The 19,830-nt window shown below is 45.7% G+C and carries 21 protein-coding genes; 18 read left to right on the top strand and 3 right to left on the bottom strand.

Annotated features, from left to right (window positions below; genetic code table 11):
- Positions 1–365: 365 nt before the first annotated feature.
- Both BUR09_RS06430 and BUR09_RS06425 read right to left on the bottom strand, forming a co-directional pair.
- Positions 366–2,420 carry a sigma 54-interacting transcriptional regulator gene (locus BUR09_RS06430; protein WP_074216121.1) on the bottom strand — a complete coding sequence of 685 codons (2,055 nt, stop codon included), beginning with the start codon at positions 2,418–2,420 and terminating at the stop codon, positions 366–368.
- Positions 2,421–2,577: 157 nt separating this feature from the next.
- On the bottom strand, positions 2,578–3,486 hold the full coding sequence (locus tag BUR09_RS06425) for an HDOD domain-containing protein (RefSeq protein WP_175565994.1): 909 nt from the start codon (positions 3,484–3,486) through the stop codon (positions 2,578–2,580).
- A gap of 185 nt (positions 3,487–3,671) precedes the next feature.
- On the opposite strand from BUR09_RS06425, the gene BUR09_RS06420 reads away from it, so the two are divergent.
- From BUR09_RS06420 to trbJ, 11 genes are all read left to right on the top strand, one after another.
- Positions 3,672–4,097 (top strand): DUF1937 family protein, encoded by a 426-nt coding sequence (locus tag BUR09_RS06420; protein ID WP_074216119.1) that lies wholly within the window; start codon positions 3,672–3,674, stop codon positions 4,095–4,097.
- Positions 4,098–4,121: 24 nt separating this feature from the next.
- Entirely contained in the window at positions 4,122–4,496 is a 375-nt protein-coding gene (locus BUR09_RS06415; protein WP_074216118.1) for an Rrf2 family transcriptional regulator, read from the top strand.
- A gap of 210 nt (positions 4,497–4,706) precedes the next feature.
- Entirely contained in the window at positions 4,707–5,975 is a 1,269-nt protein-coding gene (locus tag BUR09_RS06410) for a helix-turn-helix domain-containing protein (RefSeq protein ID WP_074216117.1), read from the top strand.
- Positions 5,968–6,300 carry a TraK family protein gene (locus BUR09_RS06405; RefSeq protein ID WP_074216116.1) on the top strand — a complete coding sequence of 111 codons (333 nt, stop codon included), beginning with the start codon at positions 5,968–5,970 and terminating at the stop codon, positions 6,298–6,300. The genes BUR09_RS06410 and BUR09_RS06405 overlap by 8 nt, the downstream gene beginning before the upstream one ends.
- 15 nt (positions 6,301–6,315) lie before the next feature.
- A complete protein-coding gene (locus BUR09_RS06400) occupies positions 6,316–7,056 on the top strand; it encodes a nucleotide-binding protein (RefSeq protein ID WP_074216115.1) in 741 nt (246 codons plus the stop codon).
- Entirely contained in the window at positions 7,056–7,484 is a 429-nt protein-coding gene (locus tag BUR09_RS06395) for a hypothetical protein (protein ID WP_074216114.1), read from the top strand. Before BUR09_RS06400 ends, BUR09_RS06395 begins: the two co-directional genes overlap by 1 nt.
- Positions 7,484–8,464, top strand: a complete 981-nt coding sequence (gene trbB, locus BUR09_RS06390) for a P-type conjugative transfer ATPase TrbB (protein ID WP_074216113.1) — start codon at positions 7,484–7,486, stop codon at positions 8,462–8,464. The genes BUR09_RS06395 and trbB overlap by 1 nt, the downstream gene beginning before the upstream one ends.
- Positions 8,445–8,765, top strand: a complete 321-nt coding sequence (locus BUR09_RS06385) for a TrbC/VirB2 family protein (RefSeq protein WP_074216112.1) — start codon at positions 8,445–8,447, stop codon at positions 8,763–8,765. The genes trbB and BUR09_RS06385 overlap by 20 nt, the downstream gene beginning before the upstream one ends.
- The gene (gene trbD, locus BUR09_RS16970; protein WP_084539359.1) at positions 8,765–9,055 is read left to right on the top strand and encodes a conjugal transfer protein TrbD; all 291 of its coding nucleotides are present in this window, start codon (positions 8,765–8,767) and stop codon (positions 9,053–9,055) included. Before BUR09_RS06385 ends, trbD begins: the two co-directional genes overlap by 1 nt.
- Positions 9,056–9,058: 3 nt before the next feature.
- Complete coding sequence (locus BUR09_RS06380) at positions 9,059–11,473, top strand: VirB4 family type IV secretion/conjugal transfer ATPase (RefSeq protein ID WP_084539358.1); 2,415 nt, start codon at positions 9,059–9,061, stop codon at positions 11,471–11,473.
- A gap of 1 nt (position 11,474) precedes the next feature.
- Positions 11,475–12,281, top strand: a complete 807-nt coding sequence (gene trbJ, locus BUR09_RS06375) for a P-type conjugative transfer protein TrbJ (RefSeq protein WP_074216111.1) — start codon at positions 11,475–11,477, stop codon at positions 12,279–12,281.
- On the opposite strand, the gene BUR09_RS06370 is transcribed toward trbJ, so the two are convergent.
- Positions 12,278–12,466, bottom strand: a complete 189-nt coding sequence (locus tag BUR09_RS06370; RefSeq protein ID WP_074216110.1) for a hypothetical protein — start codon at positions 12,464–12,466, stop codon at positions 12,278–12,280. The two genes, trbJ and BUR09_RS06370, sit on opposite strands and share 4 nt — an antisense overlap.
- 37 nt (positions 12,467–12,503) lie before the next feature.
- Between BUR09_RS06370 and trbL the strand changes: the two genes are divergently transcribed.
- The 7 genes from trbL to BUR09_RS06335 all read left to right on the top strand — a co-directional run bounded on the left by trbL (position 12,504) and on the right by BUR09_RS06335 (position 19,828).
- Entirely contained in the window at positions 12,504–13,712 is a 1,209-nt protein-coding gene (gene trbL / locus BUR09_RS06365; protein ID WP_074216109.1) for a P-type conjugative transfer protein TrbL, read from the top strand.
- Between the two features lie 81 nt (positions 13,713–13,793).
- Positions 13,794–14,444 carry a type IV secretion system protein gene (locus BUR09_RS06360; RefSeq protein WP_074216108.1) on the top strand — a complete coding sequence of 217 codons (651 nt, stop codon included), beginning with the start codon at positions 13,794–13,796 and terminating at the stop codon, positions 14,442–14,444.
- Positions 14,445–14,478: 34 nt separating this feature from the next.
- Positions 14,479–15,576, top strand: a complete 1,098-nt coding sequence (trbG, locus tag BUR09_RS06355) for a P-type conjugative transfer protein TrbG (RefSeq protein WP_074216107.1) — start codon at positions 14,479–14,481, stop codon at positions 15,574–15,576.
- Complete coding sequence (locus BUR09_RS06350) at positions 15,573–16,352, top strand: TcpQ domain-containing protein (protein ID WP_074216106.1); 780 nt, start codon at positions 15,573–15,575, stop codon at positions 16,350–16,352. Before trbG ends, BUR09_RS06350 begins: the two co-directional genes overlap by 4 nt.
- A gap of 3 nt (positions 16,353–16,355) precedes the next feature.
- A complete protein-coding gene (locus tag BUR09_RS06345) occupies positions 16,356–17,855 on the top strand; it encodes a hypothetical protein (protein WP_074216105.1) in 1,500 nt (499 codons plus the stop codon).
- Positions 17,848–19,113 (top strand): type 4b pilus protein PilO2, encoded by a 1,266-nt coding sequence (gene pilO2, locus BUR09_RS06340; RefSeq protein WP_074216104.1) that lies wholly within the window; start codon positions 17,848–17,850, stop codon positions 19,111–19,113. The genes BUR09_RS06345 and pilO2 overlap by 8 nt, the downstream gene beginning before the upstream one ends.
- Positions 19,100–19,828: a hypothetical protein gene (locus BUR09_RS06335; protein ID WP_074216103.1), complete on the top strand. Its 729-nt coding sequence runs from the start codon at positions 19,100–19,102 to the stop codon at positions 19,826–19,828. Before pilO2 ends, BUR09_RS06335 begins: the two co-directional genes overlap by 14 nt.
- Positions 19,829–19,830 lie beyond the last annotated feature (2 nt).

Below are 19,830 nucleotides of genomic sequence, written 5' to 3'. Positions count from 1 at the left end.
TCAGATGCAGACAGTGTGTGCAAAACCTTCCATGAACCAAGCTATTCCCCAGCGAGGCTCTTAACGATCTTTTCCCCAAGACCGTCAGAAGGTTCTGCACCTTCAGGCGTAGTACAGTATCGTATAGGATACTGCTGACCGAAATTTCTGTCTCGTTGTCAACTGTTGCATTGTGACAAGCTCGGACTGTACTTTTACATTAGCAAGCACAGTGCCAACTTCCCAATCCCGTAATAAATATTATATTTTCAATCAGTTATAAACTAGGGCATTTTTTTAAACAGAACAAAAAAGCGTCTCGTGAGACGTATCACGAGACGCTTTGAAACAGGTTGAGACAGTTGAGATGTATAGCCGAATAACTATTAACCCAAACCAAGCTCCTTGAGCTTACGATATAATGTAGCCCTGCCCATCCCAAGTAACTTTGCTGCTGCTGTTTTATTACCATTGGCTGAGGCTATAGCCGCCTGTACTTCTTCAGCGGTAACAGTATGGCAAGGAACACGCACCTGCTGCACTGCAGATGGCATGTAGGCATTTGGACTAATGAGCGGCTGAGGAGAATAATGAGAACCATACGAAGCGCCACGCCCTCCACCATAAGGTGGATGACGAACAACATCAGAACTGGAAAGTGGGTCTGCACCCAAAATCTGAACAGGAAGATGATCCGGTGTAATCCGCCCTGTTCGGGCAAGAATAGAGGCATGCTCGATAGTATGCTTCAATTCTCGAATATTTCCCGGCCACGAATGATTCATGAAGACTTGCATAACCTGTTCTGACACACCGGTAATAGAAACACCTAACGTGTCATTAAACATATCAATGAAATACTGCACCAGCAATGCCATGTCATCAAGACGCTCACGCAACGGTGGAAGGTGTACATTCATGACATTCAGCCTGTAAAACAGGTCTGAGCGGAAGACTCCCTGCGCCACACGCTGCTGTAGATCTGCGTTGGTGGCTGCTACAATACGCACGTTAGCTTTGCGAGTTACGGTATCACCCACACGCTCAAACTCATGAGACTCAAGGAATCTGAGTAATAACACCTGAATACGGAGAGAAACATCCCCGATTTCATCAAGGAAAATAGTACCGCCCTCTGCGGCTTCAAAACGACCTATCTTATCTTTGGTAGCACCAGTAAATGCTCCACGCACATGACCGAACAGTTCACTTTCCAACAAGTTTTCTGACAACGCAGAACAGTTAACTCGAACAAGCGGTCCGTTTGCGCGAGGACCGTTGTGGTGCAGTGCTTCAGCTACAAGCTCTTTACCTGTGCCTGACTCACCGGTCACGAGAACGGTGGTATCAAGATCAACAAGGTTTTCGAGCATGGAGTACACGTTAAGCATACTCTTGCTGGTACCAATAATATTTTTAAAAGAACGTCGTTCCTGCAGCTGTTCTTCAAGAGAAACAAGGCGGGTAATATCACGCAGCATCAGCATGGCACCACGCTGCCCTTCGGCACCGGACGCAAATGGAGAGCAGTTGATCATAAAGATATGCCGCGCATCAGAATCCAACAACAGCTCAACGCGCTCTTCTACAATACGTTCACCGTAGGAAAGCACATCATGGAAAAACTCATCACAACGTAATGCAAGGTCTGGCATAACCTGCGGCAACAGTTTACCCACAACATCTTCCTGCTTGACCCTGAACAACTCTTCGCCCGCGCGGTTAATACTCTGCACAGTAAGTTCTGGATCAACAGAAATCATCACATCCTGCATGGAAGAGAATAATAATTCCAGATGTTGCTTGTATGTTGCTTTTTCCTGAAGTGTGCGCCTTAGTTGCCTGTTAGAAGCGCTCAATTCTTCTGTTCGGCTGGCAACCTTTTCTTCCAGCGCGCTGTTGCTTTCTGAAAGCTGCTTAAGAAGGAAAAAGTTTTCAATGGCAATACTTGCTGCAACAAGCGTCATGGAAAGGAGATAATAGGATACATCCTCAGCAGGTTTGCTATCCGGCAAAATCCCAACAAACATACCGACGGGACCGGAAGATGTCTGCAACGGATGCAGCAGGAGCTCACCAAGCCCTTCTGCTGTAACCGTTGTAGGGTGGTTACGACGAAGCGCCCATGAAAAAGTATGATCTTCCATAAGCTGACGACAGGCGTCCATTATACGCTCTTCATCTGTTTTAGAAGAACACCATGACATAACAAAGTCATGCGAGTCTTCATCCACAAGCAAAAACGCCTTCGTCTTGAACGGGTGGATAGCCTCTACATTGGCAGCAATCTCAGACAGCATACTTGAAACATCAGCTACTTCACTTAACCGATACCCAAAATGCCCCATCCCTGTTGCTGCCTCCAGAATTTTCAACAACGCTTGCCGGTTCTCCGGTGTATTGTTTTTGTCTGGAGAAACAAATGCTTCATGCTCTACCATCTCACCCAACTTTGCTTATAAGTACGACTTCATCAGCCGAAAAGCACGCACTCTCCGGCTCTCAACCCACGGCAACTCGTAAACTGTGCATACACAATCCGCTGCCTCTCCCTACTTGAATTACACCAGCTACACTAAGGCTGCAACACCCGCCTGACTACATACCGTCGGTCAAAATCTCGTGTGTATCTGCAAACTGCCTATCATATTGGGTAAGAATAGGCACAAGTGCTGAAGGAGGAATTTTTGTTTCTTCCAATGCAGCCGGAAAAAAGTCCGGCATATAAAAAGTGCAGAAATCTTTTCTACGCAAACCAGTCGCCATAGTTGTTGCCAGATGCACAATACTGGAATCTACCGGCAGCGGAGATGACATCGGGGTATAACAATGGCGAACAATATTTGTCAGTGTATCCGGAATATTCCATGACTCAAGTAACGCGGCACCGACCTCGGCATGGTTAAATCCGAAAATAGCACGCTCCGCAACCGGCATGGATACACCCTTTTTACGGCTTAGCAACACAGCCTTACACATGGATGCTGGATCATAGCTTATCATAAGCAGCATACCAACAGGCTGCAACAACCCGCCAACAAACAAACGTTCTTCCATCAAGTCCGCGCAATGTGCACCAAGCAGTCGAGACAAAATACCACAGGAAATTGCATATTCCCAAAAATCCTGAACAGTAAATACAGTCTCGGGCACACCGGAAAAGCTGTGCACAACAGCCAAACCTAATGTCAGCGTCGTAAGCTCGTTCGAACCAAGAATCGTCAATGCGCGTTCGATACTCTCAATACGAGATGGAAATCCGTAGAACGGACTGTTTACCAACTTAAGGATACGGGCTGCCAGACCTGTATCTTTTGAAACAATCCCTGCAAGTCGACGTGATGTTGTAAACGGAAACTCCAGCTCACGGACAATCTCATAATAAATGTCCGGAAATGATATGAGCTCAAGCTGCTTCTCTACAATATCCTTCGGGGTTATCTGCCCCGGACGCAAAGCACTTTTGACGGCCCGCTCATGCAGGTCACGCTTTGTCTCGGCAGACATCACAGAAAAATTCCGATTGCGTATTGCCTTGGTTGTGCGCTTAACACACTGCGTTTTTAACTGACGCATAAAGCTACAGCCATTTTCCTGCCCGCGAAATGCCTGCGTCACATACCGCTTAGGAGGCGTCTGCTCCCGTATAAATAAGTTTAATCAAGCTTATTCAGTAAGATACGGAGAGAGGCGTGCTCAACATTTATCTAACCTGCCCCTACACCTATTCAGATAAATCTATTTGCCGTGAGCAATTCGACGTTGCTGCACAACTAGCCAGCCAAGTCATTGCATCAGGTGAACTTATATTCTCACCTGTCCTTCTCGGTCACCCAATTATTTTACAGCACACATCCTTTCCTACAACTTCTTATGAAGAGTGGGCTCTTTCCGCATGGGAAAAGATTCGTCATCAAGCCGAATCACTTCACTCATGGGCTGATGCTCTTTTAGTTGTCGACCTTGAAGGCACTTCAGAATGCACTCAAGTTCAACTAGATATAGCTCTTTTCCGAAAAGCTGAAAAGCCCGTCCGATTCGTAAAGCCAACACATGTCCAAAATCAACTAGTAACTCTGCTTGAAGAACTTAAGCGGAGCAAACTGTCACGTCTTTAGACCAAAAACACTGGAGAGGTTGTTATGCAAGAACACACTATTACAGAACCAATCAATATCAATGTTTGCGTTTTCTTGCCCGACTGGATTCTCGTTCGTCGAGACATTTCGATCGGAGCCAAGCTCGCATTTGCGACACTCGGAACCCTTGTAAAAGCAAAAGACTACACAGCAATGCTCAATCCTAAAGAAATCGCAAAACGTATGGGAACACAAGAGGCTTTTGCAAAGAAATTTTTACGTGAACTCAAAGAAGCTGGCTGGATCGGTCCAGAGAATATGCCACAGCCACATTTGAAGAGAGCCGCTGAAGAAAGCGACGCTATCTGCAATGCAGAATTCATGGCGCAAGCGATCTGGGCAAGTGAGCCAGGTGTAAACGTCCCTGCGTTTAACTAATGCACTAAGTGGAATTGAAAAGATTTTTTGAAAGGAACGTACTAGAAAACATACGCTTGAAAAAAGAAAAAGGGTGAATCTGCAAATTCACCCTTAGCAGTCGGGTTTGTCCCCAACCATCGATAAAGGGACACTAGCCCAAGGGAAAAACCGTGTCAAGCGGTCTGCACTACCCTATTGCCTTTTTTCTAGCGCCAACAAGGTGCTGATATGAAAAAGTTTTTTACAAAAAAATGCGAAAATGCATTCTCCCCTGTTCCAAATTGGGTACAACGTCTTGCAACAATTACTATGGGCGCAAAGCTCACTTATGGCCGCCTATTACAATGCGCTAACGATGACGGAGTTGCGTGGCCAACACAACGCTACCTTGCTAGCGAGTTGGGATGCTCTTTACGTAGCATTGTTAAATATGTTGGTGAACTGAAAAGAAACAACCTTATTGAAGTCTCTAAGGTTTTCTTTGGTGACTACCCTCGAACCACGTACCGCTTTATTATTCCAGAAGATCTTTCAGACGTTCTTTTAGCGCAGAACAACTTGAACCTTGTTACCTCTCCTATCGCTCATCAATCCTCTGAAGCTTCAGAGCTTCAACATATTTCATCAGCACCAGCCTCTTGCCAAGGTTTGCACGACAAAGGTGCAGATCAGTGCAAACCTTGCGCAGAGGCAAGCAAGAATTGCCTAGGGGGTACGCAAACATTGCGTATGGACTACGCAACATCTGCACTTCCATATAATGATAATAAGAACAAAAGATTAAAACAAAGTAACAAGACTACCCCCCATATCCCCCCACAAACAACAGCGACTAGTCTAGCCACTAAAACAAAACAAAACGTATCCGGGGAGAAGGTATCTTCTTTCTCTTCTACTCTTCCTGATTCCCCCAGGAACCATTCCATTCCTACCTCACTCATGGACGCACGGGGCCAGACCCCATCTCGCCCCGCGTCCCCCTTCTTTGAAGATCTTAGTTCAAGCTTCGAAGCTGTATGGGAGCTATTTCCTCTTAAACAAGGAAAAGCTCCAGCACAAACCCGCTGGAATCAGCTTTTTAAGCATAAACAGCTTCCAGAACTCTCTGTAATTATCTCTTCAATCAAAGAACATATTGCAAAAGATAGTCGCTGGAAACGTGGAATGATACCGAACTTGGAACGTTGGCTGCGTGAACATCGTTGGACAGACCAGCCCTTTGCAGATCCAGCTGGAGATTCTCAGCGAAATAAAACATCTCAAAAGCAAGAACTGGAAATTAAAGCTGCAATGCAGCTTAAACATATTCGAGATGCCATAAAAGGCTACCCCGTACCAATCGATGATCCTGTCACAAAAGAAGTTATTGATTCTCATGGAGGCATATCAAGTCTTTCCCGAATGCCGGAACGAAATCTTCCATTCGTTCTAAGCACATTCGTTAAAGAATACACAGCGTTGTCTATTAGTAAAACTATGGAGGTAATGCATGTCTAAAAAGCGGCTTGGATTTGCAAGAGTCGAGTTCATCGCTTGTAAACCCGAAATCGATAAGCTCCTTGCTGCTGGTTACACCATTATCGGGGCACATGAGGTACTTCGAGAAAAAGGTAAAATAACCATGGGGTATGGACGCTTCACTCAACTATTACGAAAGGGTGTAAAACGATCTTTTCCAACTCCCCAAAAAGAAAAAGCTAGGGATATGGAATCACAACCAGCGCAAACAAAGGGTTCATCTATCCCAACAGAAGAGCGAGTTTTAGGTGTTGTTGAAGCCAACAGCTTCAAAAAGAAAAACTCAGATGAAGAACTCATTTAAAAACAAGGAAAACAAATGGCTACTGTAAACATGGTACTTCAAGGCAAAGGCGGAGTTGGCAAAAGTCTAGTTGCGAGCCTCCTCGCTCAGTATTTCATAGAATACGACTATCCAATCACTTGCATTGATACTGACCCAGTAAACACAACATTTGCCGGTTATGATGCACTTCAGGCAGATATTATCGAAATTATGGAAGGGGACAACATCAACCAGCGATGCTTTGATAAGCTGATGGACCGCATTGAAAAGCTCCCTGAAGATAACATTTCTCAAATGGTCGTCGATAATGGTGCTGCCACCTTTGTCCCTCTAGGCTCCTACATGGCCGAAAACGTCATTACTGAGTACCTGCGAGACGAAACTCCGCATAACTTGCGACTTCATAGCGTAGTTACTGGCGGTCAGGCTATGCATGACACTCTCGATGGACTCAAGCAACTTCTTAAAGCATTTCCTGACACACCAATTGTACTCTGGCTCAATCCCTACTTCGGAAACATTGTTCATAATGGCATCCCCTTCAGCGACTTCAAAATATACAAAAACAATATTCATCGGTTCGAATCGGTCGTTCAACTCCCAATAAAAAACCCGAGCACATTTGGGCAGGATTTAATTCATGTTTTAAACCAACGCATGACATTTCGTGAAGTGGCGGCCTCTGACATGCCGACTATGCAACGCCACAGAATCAAAAAATACTGGGCTGAAATCAAAGCTGAAATGGATAAAGCCGGCTTATTGGAGTTCTAATGGAAGATGATGCAAAGCAAGAACCTGCCAAGCTCACAATGGAAAATATCCGTCATGCCCTAATCGAAAAGCATGGTCAGCCATTAAGCGAGGACGACCCGATCCTGATGGTCGCAAGTATGTTTGAAATGTTTCAGATGGAATACGACTCCACACTTAAACGTCATCAAGCAGCCATAGAAAAGTTCATGGCAAGCAACTCCACTTACTACGCCGACAAAGTGAAGCAAAGCACGGATGAGCTTTTGGATCGCGCTATTCAAGGAACCATTCGTAACAACATTGATGCGATGGCAGATTTCAAACAATCCATGACTGACTTTACTAAAACTAACCGGCTTTACTCAGCAGTTTCTCTTTGCACCTGTCTCATTTCAGTCTGTTTATTTCTTGGCTGGCTCGGTTGGTACCTTTTGGGGAGAGCATAATGGATACCTTAATAGATGAAGATCAAAAACGTCTTCTCGCGAATCTTAGACATAGTCTGGGCGATGTCACCTGTAGTGCGTTGGAAGATCCGACCGTAGGAGAAATCATGTTGAATCCAGACGGTAAAGTCTGGATCGAACGTTTTGGTGAACCAATGGAGCATGAAGATACCCTAACAGCCCGAGAAGGTGAGCTCATCATATCCCTTGTCGCAAGCTCTCTGGAATTAACAGCAAACCGTAAAAACACAAGCGTGGCAGGCGAATTCCCAATCGGAGGTCACCGTTTTCAAGGGCAGCTTCCCCCAAACACCCCTGCTCCAATGTTCAGCATTCGAAAAAAGGCAGAACGTGTTTTCACGTTAGATGAATATGTTGCCAGCAGAATCATCACAGAGGACGTCAAATCAACGATTGAAGAACTGCTCAGATGTAAACGGAACATCCTCATTGCTGGAGGAACAGGGTCAGGAAAAACCACTTTGACCAACGCGATCATTCACTCGCTCAGTCAAATAAGCCCAGATGACAGGCTTTTTTTACTTGAAGATACATATGAGTTGCAAAGCCAAAGTAGAAACACTGTCCGTCTAAAAGCGACAAAAGAGTTTCCAATGACATCACAAATTGAGGACACTCTTCGCCTTCGCCCTGACCGAATAGTTGTTGGAGAAATACGTGACGAGGCTGCATTGGGTTTACTGGAAGCCTGGAACACAGGACATCCGGGAGGCATATCCACACTCCACGCCGACTCCGCTTTTGATGCTCTCCAGCGCCTTGAGACTTTAGTCAGACGTAAGTCAGTCTCTCCACTGTCAGAGGTCATTGGAAGCGCAATAGACACTGTTATTTACATCACTAAGGCAAACACAAAGAGCTGTCGTAAGGTCACTGAAATTATGGACGTAGCGGGCTTTGACACCTGCACCCACAAGTACACAAAGGAATACCTCTACTATGAACCGCAGCAATATTAAATTTTTCTTTCTAGTAGCGATTACCGTTGCAATCATACTTCCGGACACCGCTCATGCTTCAAATGCAATCAGCGATTTCAATGATCCATTTGAGAAAGTCGTTGGTACAATCACCGGCCCTGTCGGGCGTTGGATCGCAATCTTCGCAATGGCCACCTCTGGCGGGATGCTCATCTGGAAACGTGAAGATCCAATGGGCGGTTTCAAAATGCTTCTTAGCGTTGTATTCGGGATCTCATTCATCGCCTTCGCTGCAAACATTGTTGATTCACTCTTCTCGTTCTCTGGAGCGCTCGTCTAATGCGTGTCATTCCTGTCCATCAATCCTTACACCGTCACACATTAGTGCTAGGTGCAGAGCGTGACCTCGTCATGTCGTCTGGTTTGCTTTCTTTCCTTATTGGTATTGGCGGGTTCACCCTCCCCTCTGCACTCGTAGGTCTTGGATTATGGATCGTTTCTGTTTTTGTTCTACGCCAGATGGCAAAAGCTGATCCGCAGATGTCTCTTGTCTGGCGTAGGCACATCAGAATGCAAGATTTCTACGAAGCTAAAGGGACACCTTGGCAACATAACGTTTGGAAAGGATAATCGATGCTTTCTCTAAAAGAATTCCGTCATAAAGATCGCAGCCTGGCAGACATAATTCCATATGCTGTTCTTGTCGATAACGGCATCATTATGTGCAAAGATGGCGCTCTGCTCGCTGGCTGGAGTTTTTATGGGCAAGATACTGCCTCAAGTACACCAGAGGAACTGGCTGCGATTAGTTCACGCGTGTCGAATGCATTTAAGGAGTTAGGGACTGGATGGACTATCAACATCAACGCCCAGCGAGTTCCTGCAACAGAATACCCTCAACAAGAAAGAAGCTACTTTCCAGACAGCATAACGAAAGCAATTGAGCTTGAACGAAGAAACATTTTTGAGAACCATGGTGGTTTCGCTACTAAGAACACCCTGACTGCTTCTTATCGTCCCGAGTCTTCGGCTGAAAAACTGAAAAAGCTTGCGTACAGCAAGAATGAAATCACTCAACAGCAAAATGAGCTTGAAAAGAGCATTCTTCATTTTAAAACGACGATTGCTGAAATTGAGGATGCTTTGAGTACAGTGCTCTACCTAGATCGTCTTTCAGATTACACGGAAGAATCTGAAGACGGGTCTGTTAGAGTTTTTTCAAGACTTCTTTCCTTCCTCAGAGAGTGCGTCACTACTGAAAATACACCTGTAGCTCTAACTGAAACACAGATGTACCTAGATGCGCTCCTAAGCGGGGCTGATTTAACAGGTGGCGTTGCCCCTAAAATTGGTGACAAAACTCTTGGTGTCTTATCTTTGGACACATTACCCGCTAAGAGCTGGCCTTCCATGCTCGCATGTCTGGATCATCTGCCAGTTTCTTTCCGTTTCTCAACTCGTTTCATCTTACTTGATCAGATGGACGCACTTGATGAGATCACAAAATATCGCAAGACCTGGAATCAGTTAAAAATCAAATTTTGGGATGCCATGTTCAGCAACCCTCAAGCTCGCGTAAACCGTGACGCATTGTTAATGACTGAAGATGCGGAGCAAGCTGCTACATCGGTTCAAGGTGGCGTTGTCGGATCAGGATTCTACACGGCAACAATCATTTTAGACGATGAAGATCCTGAAAATATCAAAGAAGGATTACGATTATTACGCCGTAAACTTGGACCGCTAGGTTTCGGGTGTAGAATAGAAACAGTAAATGCTCTTGAAGCATGGTTCGGATCACATCCTGGTAACACCTATGCGAATGTCCGCCGCCCGTTAATTAACACGCTGAACCTTGCAGACTTTTTACCTCTTTCGTCGATATGGGCTGGAACAGATACCAATCCTTGTCCTTTTTATCCCCCAGAGTCACCGCCACTCATGTACTGCACCACCGACGGCTATACTCCATTCAGGTTTAACCTCCATACTGGAGATATCGGGCACTCATTAGTCTTCGGCCCAACTGGTTCCGGTAAATCAACTCTGCTTGGTATCATTGCGGCACAGTTCAGACGTTACCCCAATGCAACGATCTATGCGTTCGACAAGGGCATGTCTATGTATCCACTTTGCAGCGCTGCGGGAGGGACTCATTATGAGATTGGTGGAGAAGGCTCTACTCTTGCGTTTTGTCCACTCAGCAATATTGATTCCGCTAACGAAAGGAACTGGGCTGAAGACTGGATTGCAACCTGTTGCACTATGCAAGGGCTAAAGATTCTACCGGTACATCGCAGTGCAATTCATGACGCAATTGTTCTCCTGCAAGAAAAACCCTCTTCTTTACGCTCACTCTCAGACTTTTATCACGCCGTTCAGGATTCTGAAGTTAAGGAAGCAATCAAGCACTACACCATCAAAGGTGCAATGGGGCGTTTACTCGATGCACAAAAGGACTCTCTGGGACTTTCAAACCTCACTGTATTTGAAGTCGAAGAACTCATGAACCTTGGAGATAAAAACCTCATTCCCGTTCTTCTTTATGTGTTTCACCAAATCGAAAAGTCTTTCAGCGGACAACCTTCACTACTCATTCTCGACGAAGCATGGATAATGCTCGGACATCCTGTTTTTAGAGAAAAAATCAGAGAATGGCTGAAAGTTCTGCGTAAATCCAATTGTGCTGTGGTGCTGGCTACACAGTCCCTTTCAGATGCAGCAAATTCAGGAATTCTAGATGTCCTAGTGGAGTCATGTCCGACAAAGGTTCTATTGCCTAACGTGACGGCGAGACAGGACACACAGCGCGACTTGTACATCAGCATGGGGTTGAACTCGAAGCAGCTTGAAATCGTCGCTCTAGCCACCCCGAAACGCGATTACTACGTGATGTCTCCTGAAGGTAACAGACTCATTAACTTAGCGCTTGGGAAAACAGCATTGGCATTTGTTGGAGCGTCAGACAAAGACAGCATTTCGCGAATTAAGGAACTAGAAAAGCTTCACGGCCAATCTTGGCCTAATGAATGGCTAAAGGAGAACTAACATGCGTTCTACAACATTTCTTATAATCGCCTTACTCCTGAGTATCATTTCCTTTTCCCAAGCACACGCCCGAACTGTTTATTGTACAAATTGTTCAAACAACTTCGTGCAACTATTAGATCGCGTAACAAACATGAATCAGCTGAAAGCTCTTTGGAAGGAATACGGTGAGAGCGTTCAGCAAACAGCGCAACAAATTCGTATGGTGCAACAAAATATCGAACAATACGCCAATATGGTTCACAACACTGTCTCTCTGCCTGTGAACACCATGAATAGAATGGTTGGTGATTTCAATAGGCTCTCTGGATATGTAGAAAGAATTTCCGCACGAACTGGCGAAATTAATACAATGAAAGACTTGTACAACACATTTTATGCCAAACAGTCCGCACTACGAGGTGTCGTCCGCACTGCGGAAGGCACGAAAAACTATTCAGATATGTGGGACCGATGGTCTGGTGAAGTTGATCGAGCAGCTGAAGCAACTTTCAAGTTAACAGGAAATCAGCTCGCTGATCTGCGAGAAAATGGAGAGCTGGAAGCCCACATTCGTGATCTTCTTTCAACTCCAAAGGGAAGAATGGAAGCAATTCAGGCAGGGAATAAGCTTGCAGCAATACAAATAAAAGAGGCGCAGGAAACCCGCGCGCTCATGGCCACTTATCTTCAACAAGAAATGGCTAAGACACAAAAAAGAGAGAAAATTGAGCAGGTGCAAGAAGAAGCAAGACGAAGTCTGTTCAACCCCAACCCTGAATCATATTTTTCTGCACCACAAAAGCCCGTTACATCTAATAACTTTTAAAAATTATTAGTCGTCACTGGTTTGGATTCTTTTTCAAAATAGCTCTTTGAATCTGAGTTAAAAAGCTCTTTATAAGCCTTCTCTTGCTCAGGTGTTCTAGTATTTTCATCTACTTTTTCTTCTGTGCAACCTAAAAGAATCATGCACATGAATGTTATTAAAATAGCTACAAGTACATTCTTCACAACACCATCTCCAGTCAATCAGTTATAAGGCAACAGTATGAAAAAACTCACGAGCACACATATCGTACTAACGTTTTTGACTTTATTACTCTTTCATCCAAAAGTCACCTTTGCAGCACAACAAAACGCCAATGTTCTTTCAGAAATAGCTTTCCAGTTTCAACAGAAAGCCTCTGCATGGCAGCCTGTAATAGAAGCACATGCACTTTCTCTTTTCCGCATATTACTCATTGGCAGCATTGCATGGATGGGAATTACTTCAATTCTAAAACAAGAAGACTTCAAAAGTGTACTTGTCAATTTCATCAGGCTTATCTTTTTTACATGTTTAATGCTTGCAGTTTTAAAATATTATACAGAGTGGGCAAACATGCTTATTTCTGGCCTTTCTGGAATAGCAACAGAACTCAATGCTCCTCCGGCAGATCCAAGCACTGTTTTTGTTGTTGGAATGAAGTTAATTTTTAAAATTCTAGATAAAATCAGCCTGATGAAACCTGTTGATAGCTTGGGGCTACTAATCTGTTCTCTCGCGATTGCCATTACTTTTGCCTTAATTGCTGCACAAATGCTCCTAGTAAAATGCGAAAGCTATATCGTTTTAAACGCCGGCATAATCCTCCTTGGTTTTGGCGGAGCGGAGCAAACACGCAGCTATGCAACAAACTTTTTAAGATATTCACTTGGAGTTGCGGCAAAACTCTTTGTAATGCAGCTCCTCATTAGCCTTGGAACGTCTTTCATCAACGACATCGGCAACGCTACAATCCTACTACAAGACCTTTTCATCTTGATCGGTGCCTCTATTGTTCTGCTGGCACTCACGATGAGTATTCCAGACATTGTCTCTGGAATTATTAACGGCGCACACGTCTCTACGGGCCAAGCAATAACCTCAGCAGCATCAACAGTTGCTATGGGCACAATGGCTACTATGGGAGCAATAAAAGCTTCAGGCTTCAACACCTTTGATGGAGTTCAAGCAACACGAGCTGCGGCTGGAATGGCTAACGCTGACGGTGTGAGTGGATTAAGTAAAGCCGGTCACATGGCTCGAAACCTTGGTTCAGCGGCCATGTCTACAAGAGGACAAGGACGAGTTCAAAATATCCGCTCCGCTATTCATGGAAAAAGTGAACTGCAAGATCTAATGAACAGTGCTGAAGTCCCTTCTACTCCACCAATGGAAGATAAGCCCTATGAAAGCCCTGCTGTCGATTTAACCCTCAAAGATACTACTAGTTAAAAAGTAGCCATATGTTTTCAGACTAAGCATAAAAACATACACCCATCAAATGATTGGTCAAAATAAGAAAATGAGGTTCAAATGTCTTCCTCACCATATTTAAGAGGCCGTGAAGAATGGCTTGAACGATACGGAAGCTACATCAAACGTGCGCGCAACTGGCAGGTAGTAGCATTCTTATCACTTTGTATCGCCATTCTGTCTATCGCTGGAAATGTAATACAAGCGACACAATATAAAGTTGTTCCATACGTCATTGAAGTGGATAAAATTGGAAATGCTGTAGGTGTAAAACCTGCTGCTGAAGCCTCTACCATTCCACAAACGGTTATTCAGGCAAATATTGCAGAATGCATTGTAAACTGGCGTACCGTTACTGCGGATCTCGGTTTACAGAAGCAGATGATTAAAAAGTTTTCTGCATTTGTTACCGGCTCTGCAAAAGGTACTGTCGGCGGATGGTATCAAGAAAACAACCCATATGAACGCGCCCGTGATGTTCTTGTTGAAGTCCGAATAAAGGGCATTCCCCTTCCCGTCAGCAAAGAAAGCTGGCGAATTGAGTGGGAAGAGATAACCCGCAACCATTCTGGAGTCGCCTTAGGCAAGGCTTCCTATGAGGCGACAGTCAGCATTCACCAAAGTCCTCCAACATCTGAAACTCAAATCATGCGTAACCCCGGAGGGGTACACATCACTGCTCTGTCCTGGAGCAAGCTACTTAGCTCGTAACACACGCTAAAACATAACGATTCAGGAGAATACTATGAATCTGTGGAATCCCTATATCTTAGGGGGACTGCTTTCGCTTTACCTAATTTCAGGATTTACGGCTCCTGTTATGGCAGAGCAACTTCCCCAAGACAGCCCGCCAAACAAGGCTTTACAGGCAAACAGACAACTTCCTCCAGCAACTCAAACCTCAACCGGTCTGATGAACAAAATCTTCATCGATGGTCGTCAGTCTCCATCAACAGGACTGTCAGCCGGCACCCAATACCAATACATGGCCAACACAAAAGCTACAGAGAAGGATCTCTACGAAACACCGCTCCCAGACTATCTCAGTCCGGTCAATGTGCCGCTAAACAAAAAGGAAAAGAAGGCGGTGAAGCTTTCAAAGAAGTGGATCAACAACAACGTGCCTCCATTCCTAAGTAACGGCGGAAAGTTGATGTACGTGTTCGGCTCCACCCTTCCCACAATCATCTGCTCTCCCCTTATGGGGTCAGATCTTGAGCTTCAGGAAGGCGAGATAGTTAAGGACGTTCTCTTGGGAGACACAGCCCGTTGGCGTTGGCAAACAACGAGTTCCGGCGAACTAGGTAGAGAAAAGGTGCACATCATCTTTAAGCCCACAGACACCGGTCTTGTTACCACAGCAGTCATCCCGACAAACCGGAGAGTCTACCACATCAAACTGGTATCTAACCGCAAGAACTACACGCCGTACATCGGCTTTGAATATCCAGAAGATCAACGCCGACTACTGCAACAGCAGTTCGCAGAACAGGCTCGAAAAAAGACATGGGAAACGGCTCCAACAACAGCCGGCACAGTTCTTGACCTATCTGCACTCGACTTTGGTTATATCGTGACCGGAAAAGCCCACTGGAAGCCGCTTCAAGTCTACAACGACGGGACTCGAACAGTCATCCGTCTGCCACAAGAAGCGTCACAAAGTGATCTACCAGTCTTGCTTGTTGAGAAGGCCGGCCAAGAAGCACTCGTTAATTACCGAGTCCGGACAAAAGGCAGACACACCAGTCTGATTGTGGATGAGATTTTTGAAGAAGCAATGCTCATTGCCGGCGTCGGCACCAACCAACAAAAAATAAAAATCCTTAAGCAGGAGGAAAAATGATCTCTCTATCACTACGCCGCACAGTCTTGCTACTGCTAGCACTTGCCCTGCTTTCAGGCTGCGCTGCCAAGACGCACAGACCTGTCATGGAGTCGTGGCAAGCGTACAATGGAATGTCAGATGTTCCAGAAGAACATATGCAGTCACTTGCGGAACTGACTGCACAAAGAGTTGCTGACAGATACCCGCCAGGAAGAACAACTATCGGGCTTCACTACAGAGAATTCGACAAATTTGGGTCACTCTTTGAAGCGCAATTACGCGAAAAAGGATTCTCCATAGACTCTACTGAAGAGCCGGAAATAGAGGTGCTGCAATGTTCTTACCTGATGGATGCCATTGCTTCACCTGACCAGAAAACAAAAGCCAGCTACCTGCGCCTCAAGTTTTCAGACGGCTACAGCGTAAACCACATTTACAGCTACAGCTCTGAAGCAGGGTTCTTTGAGCAAGGAGTTGCTACAAGCACAGAAGCTCTTTTCACCCTTGTCAGCTCCAACAGCGCCCAACTTGAGCCTTACGAAGCATCAGAAGACCACACTTGGCACATCCAACCAGGAAGTCTCAAAAAGCAGCTTTCTGAATGGGCACAAAAGGCAAAGTACCAGCTCGTCTGGAAAGCAGCGCACGACTTTGAAATGCAGGCAAATGCCACATTCAAAGGAAGCTTCTATGGCGCAGTTAAACGTCTTTTCACCCGTATGAACCGTAGCGGTAACTCTCTTCGAGTCACACTTTACCAACAAAACTCCGTCCTCGAAGTTCGGGAGGATTAACGCATGCGAAAAGCTCTTATTACACTGCTCCTCATAACTTCAGTTCTCTCTGGGTGCGCTCTGAATACCCCCAACGAGCCACAGACGCGCATTCAGCATCAGGCTGCAAAGCTGAAGCAAACTGTTCAGCCACAAACGATTCAAGTCATCCAGCAAGCTTATCTCGGCGCTGATCCAGTAAAGATCGACCGAGGTGCAGCTCTCCCATTCATCTTCAGTAAAAAGATAACTCTGCGCACGAGGGGGACTCTCCCTGAGCTTGTAAATGCCATTCAAGACATTGTACCCCTTGGAATCAAATACTCTGTTGATGAAAAGGCACAGTCTAACTCCAAAGAAGGCATTGTTAGGCAACCTAAACGAATTTCGCTGGCGTATCATGGAACAGTTGAAAACCTACTGAACACCATAGGGCAGCACTTCGGGCAGAGCTGGGAATATGAAAATGGAGTCGTAGAGTTTTCATATCTGCAAGTTAAGACTTTCACTCTCTTCACCTCACCGAGTGAAGTCGGGTTTGAAGGCACGATTACGAACAACACGGAGTCAAAAAGTTCCGATTCCGGCAACGCTGCCAGTGCTTCCGGATCTTCCTCACAGACATCCCAGACAAGCAAAAGCCGCTACAAAACCGATGCATGGACAGAATGTAAAAAAGGCGTTGAATCAATGCTGTCAAAGCGCGGCAGTGTTTCAATGAGCAAATCCAGCGGGACTATTACAGTAACCGATACAGCACCCGCACTGCGCCGCATTGAGAAGTACATCAACAGCATCAATGCTAAGCTCGGCAAACAGGTTGCTCTCAGCGTTCATGTCTGGGCGCTTGAACTTTCTGACAACACATCCACAGGAATAAACCTTAAAGTATTACTTGAAGGTTCTGGGATCAAATTAGCGTCAACCGTCGCAAACCCTTATCAGCTCTTGGACGGAGCAGGTTCTCTTACCGCTACAATTCTGGGTAATAGCCAGCTGAACGGCTCTGAAGCTGTGCTTCGTGCGCTTAAAAAGAAAGGTCGCACCACACTGCTCACATCCGGCAGCGGCATCAGCATGAACAACCAGACACTACCTGTTCAGGTCGATCGACGTATCGCTTACCTGGCAGGCACCAAAATTACCACGACAAACGACACTTCAAGTACTGAATTGACAGCAGGGGAAGTTTCCCCAGGGTTTGCAATGGCTGTAATCCCGCACATCCTCGACCGCCGACGCGTAATCCTGCAATGCAATGTGTCCCTTTCTTCTCTCGACAAGCTTGTGGAGTTCAAGTCTGGAGATCAGACTATTCAGCTGCCACAGCTTTCTACTCGCAGCTTTGCTCAACAAATCAGCATGAACATGGGACAGACTCTTGTTCTGGCAGGCTTTGAACAGGAGAAAGGCATTGAATCTGAAGGGGTGAACATCCTTGCAGCTGGTCAAAGCGCCCAGCGCGAAAAACGCATCATTGTGATCACAATTGATGTCGAAAGTGCCGGAGACTTAAATGCTTAGCATCAAAATCAACGGCAGAGCCTATGCTGTCGGGCTTTGGTGGCAGGTTCTCAATGGCACCAAGAAACGGGATCAGCTCGATCACATCCGTAAACAGGTTGCTGAATTTAAAGAAGAGCACTTCAACTGCTACGTTATTCGCAACTCACAGTTCGGCCTTGGAAACCTTGAAGGAAAGATTAAGTCCTACCCTTCTCTTGTCTGCGCTCTTATTGATCGCACACCGGATACATGGCTCGGACGCTTCTTGCTTGAAGAGTCTGAAGGACAGCAACTTTGGTGGGTTTGCGCAGTAAAAGACGGTAAACCGCTAGCTGACGGCGACGCTATTTTTACGTCTCTGGAAGAAGCAGACAGCCATCTCAAGCGATTCCGCGCTATCTCACAATGGGAAACCGAAATCCTTACTGACACGGTAGACGGTACTGCCGAACAGTTCAAAGGACTCATAAAACCTGCCCAGAGACTACGTTCAGTCGAAGAGCGACGAATTCCTACCTCACTCAAGCTGATTATCTTCTTGCTCATTCTCGTTGGCGGTTACTCGGCTTATACAAAGTACGAAGAACAAAAGCTTGCAGACTTCAAACGCATTCAGCAACAGATGAACGCTAAAAATGCTTTAGATAGACGTAAAGCGCTTGAAGAAGCTCCGGAGCAGTTCTTCCCAAAGGTATGGGAACAGTTTCCAGATGTCGCTCACGTGGCAACACTTTGTCTTCCGATAATGCAGAACATTTCGCTCTACAACAATGGCTGGGCACTCTACAGCACTACATGTGATCTGAAAACAATACCGCCGTTACTTAAGACAGAATGGAACCACACAAAAGGTGCTCGCTTTGATGCCCCACCGGTGATGTTTGGAGATCCTGCCTCGTTGGATACGAAAACACCGACTAAGGCAGTCTCGTCTTATACACTCCACATAGAATGCAAGCGCCCATCAAAAGAGCTTTTCCCAAAAAAGAAAGCTGTGGGCAAACTGTACCAGCTCACAGCAGCAGCTCAGGCGCATATCAACGTAACCTGGTCAGAGCCGAAGACTCACAAAGTAAGTGATGTCATTGGCAAGCCTTTGTTCTTCACTTCCCCTTGGCGTCACTGCAAGTGGACGCTTTCTGGAATCCCGAGCACTGCCATTACTGACCAGTCTCTTCTCAACTCACTTCACGACCTTCCTGGCGTTGTGATCAATCACATCACCTACCTTCCACAAGGATGGACCATCACGGGAGAACTATATGCGAAAAACTAACCTCACAACACTTGCCCTACTGCTTTGTTTCGTCTTTGCAGCGACAGTTCATGCGGCTCCTAAAGAGGAAAAAAAGAAGCTTCAAGCTAAGCCTGCTACGCAAGAAGAGGCACAGAAAGCAACAAAGCAGCTCACCCAGCTTTTCAATAGCGGGAATGAGAAAAGACCTGCCGCCCAACAGGCGGCAGGCCACAATACAGAGAAAAAGCCGTCTCTTTCTACTCCAAAGGCAAAAAAAGAAGAAAAGGCATCAAAAAACGACGGAAAAATAGATAAGCCTATTGTCGATAACTCTAAAGACACCAAAAAAGTCGATTCAAACAAACCTACTCTTTCGCCTGAAAAAGTAGCACACCTTAGCGCTCTCGACTTTCTCAAATCAAAGCTGGAAATTCTCAACGTCAAAGTTGAGATCGCTCAGAAGGAAAAACGCCTCAAAGATTTGAATCAGGAGATCCGCCCTGTGGTCACACCTAAAGTGTACCACTTGCCTCGTCCCAAAACGAAAAAGCGAAGCACTCCCCCTGTCGTCCTCTCAGTTCAAGGAATTGAAGACCAGCTGACAGCAACCCTTCAGTTCCAGAGCACAGGCAAACCTGTCCGCACTGTTTCTGCAGGAGACAGACTTTCGTCCGGAACCATTTCTTCGATCGCATATAATCGCGTCACAGTTAAAACTACCAACGGGGTCATCACCCTGCCTTTCAAGGAGTAATC

The sequence above is a fragment of the Halodesulfovibrio marinisediminis DSM 17456 genome (assembly GCF_900129975.1).
GTDB classification, from domain to species: Bacteria; Desulfobacterota; Desulfovibrionia; order Desulfovibrionales; family Desulfovibrionaceae; genus Halodesulfovibrio; species Halodesulfovibrio marinisediminis.
Note: the sequence above shows the minus strand (reverse complement) of the source record. Positions and strands in the feature narration are given on the sequence as shown.